Annotated in this window: 5 protein-coding genes; 3 read left to right on the top strand and 2 right to left on the bottom strand. The window is 39.9% G+C overall.

Translation table 11 applies throughout. The features are described 5' to 3' along the window. Positions 1-394 (bottom strand): IS3 family transposase (locus tag A9G24_RS07255; RefSeq protein WP_141673109.1); only part of this gene is annotated, 394 nt, incomplete at its 3' end. Then, complete coding sequence (locus A9G24_RS07250) at positions 394-651, bottom strand: transposase (RefSeq protein WP_065637205.1); 258 nt, start codon at positions 649-651, stop codon at positions 394-396. The genes A9G24_RS07255 and A9G24_RS07250, both read right to left, overlap by 1 nt. A 149-nt stretch (positions 652-800) precedes the next feature. Here A9G24_RS07250 and A9G24_RS07245 point away from each other — a divergent pair, with 149 nt between their 5' ends. The 3 genes from A9G24_RS07245 to A9G24_RS07235 form a co-directional block, all read left to right on the top strand. Next, positions 801-1,307 (top strand): hypothetical protein, encoded by a 507-nt coding sequence (locus tag A9G24_RS07245; RefSeq protein WP_141673108.1) that lies wholly within the window; start codon positions 801-803, stop codon positions 1,305-1,307. 69 nt (positions 1,308-1,376) lie between these two features. Continuing rightward, positions 1,377-1,634: a transposase gene (locus tag A9G24_RS07240; protein ID WP_065637205.1), complete on the top strand. Its 258-nt coding sequence runs from the start codon at positions 1,377-1,379 to the stop codon at positions 1,632-1,634. A 20-nt stretch (positions 1,635-1,654) separates the two neighbouring features. Next, positions 1,655-2,000 (top strand): IS3 family transposase (locus A9G24_RS07235; RefSeq protein WP_141673107.1); only part of this gene is annotated, 346 nt, incomplete at its 3' end.

Raw genomic sequence — 2,000 nt, 5'->3', positions numbered from 1 at the left:
GCTGATTACGACTACTGTCACTCATAAAATCCATTGACCAACATTCACCTTGTTTATTGGGGACTAATAACCTTTCTGGGTTTCGTGGAGGAATGCGCTGTTTACGCTTTACCCTGAGATTAAGCTTTAATTCACAATACACCCGATACACCCGTTTATGATTCCATTTATAGCCGAGCTTTCTGATGCGATTAAAACATTTGGGAAAGCCCCAGCGTAAATGCCGGTCTGTGATAGCATTCAACACCGAAATAATCACCGAATCATCCGGTAACTTAGGTTGATGATAGTAAGCACAACGGCTTAAGCCAACAATGGCACAACTCATAGCAATAGTAACTGAATGATTTTGTTGTAGTTGCTGTGCCCACGTTTTACGTGCCCCAGTTGGCACTAAAGCTTTTTTATGATTTCTTCCTGAAGCTGGGATTTTAAGCTCAGTTCGGCAAACATCTGCTTAAGCTTACGGTTTTCAGCCTCCAGCTCTTTTAAGCGTTTGATATCCGAAGTTTCCATTCCGCCGTATTTTTCTCGCCATTTATAGAAAGTTGAATTTGCCATGCCATATTTACGGCAGAGTTCCTTGACAGGAATACCTGCTTCAGCTTCTTTTAAAATAGCGACGATTTGATGTTCAGTCATTTTTTTCATCATTAAATCCCCTTTACTTGTATCATAGAGAATTTTCTACTTTTGTGCTGTACTATTTTAGGGGGTAGTTACAGCCGACTTTTACGGATAGGGATTTAAAGGAAGGATTACGCCGAAGCTGGACGGCGGAGTTGATAGGGCATTTACTGGTGAAATATGAAAGCGAATGGTATGCCGATGAAGCGTTAAGCAAATGGAACGAAATTGATGAGCTATTTGAAGAAGAAAAACAACAACAAAAAGCAATTATTGAAGCGGGATTAGATGAGCTAGGCATCACCGAGCCTTACCTCCGTGATTTTGCCTTAGACGTGGTGGACGAAGCGCATAAACATGTTAAATCAAACTGGAAAATAGAAAAAGAGCAACGCATCAAACCCTCACTGTGGTGGAAACAAGTGGCACAGGCACAAGCACAAAACCCAACCGCAAACACCGAAGCCAATATCCCTAAACTGTCCAATCTATCCGCAGACGGCAAGGCATGGTTTATTCATCCTGTGGCGATGGTGGATTATTTTAATGTTGAAACGACAAAACTTTGGCATGAGCCTTTAGAAAATCCACAAAGGACTTATTATAATTCAAGTAGAAATATTAAACCATCTAACGGTGCTTTCGGTTATGTTCGAGCATTTTGGAATGAAGAATTGTAACTATCCCCTAAAATAGTACAGCAAAAAAGTAGAAAATTCTCTATGATAAAAGTAAAAGAGGATTCAATTATGAAAAAAATGACTGAACATCAAATCGTCGCTATTTTAAAAGAAGCTGAAGCAGGTATTCCTGTCAAGGAACTCTGCCGTAAATATGGCATGGCAAATTCAACTTTCTATAAATGGCGAGAAAAATACGGCGGAATGGAAACCTCTGATATTAAACGTTTAAAGGAGCTTGAGGCCGAAAACCGTAAACTTAAACAGATGTTTGCCGAACTGAGCTTAAAATCCCAGCTTCAGGAAGAAATCATAAAAAAGCTTTAGTGCCCACAAAGGTACGTAAAATGTGGGCACAGCAACTACAACAAAATCATTCAGTTACTATTGCTATGAGTTGTGCCATTGTTGGCTTAAGCCGTTGTGCTTACTATCATCAACCTAAGTTACCGGATGATTCGGTGATTATTTCGGTGTTGAATGCTATCACAGACCGGCATTTACGCTGGGGCTTTCCCAAATGTTTTAATCGCATCAGAAAGCTCGGCTATAAATGGAATCATAAACGGGTGTATCGGGTGTATTGTGAGTTAAAACTTAATATTAGAGCTAAACGTAAAAAACGTATCCCCCAACGAACACCAGAAAAGCTATTGGTTCCTAATAAACAAGGTGAATGTTGGTCAATGGATT

Source organism: Gilliamella sp. App6-5 (assembly GCF_001690525.1).
Classification (GTDB): Bacteria; Pseudomonadota; Gammaproteobacteria; order Enterobacterales; family Orbaceae; genus Gilliamella; species Gilliamella apicola_H.
The sequence above is the reverse complement of the archived record's forward strand: the minus strand, read 5'-3'. Positions and strand labels throughout refer to the sequence as shown.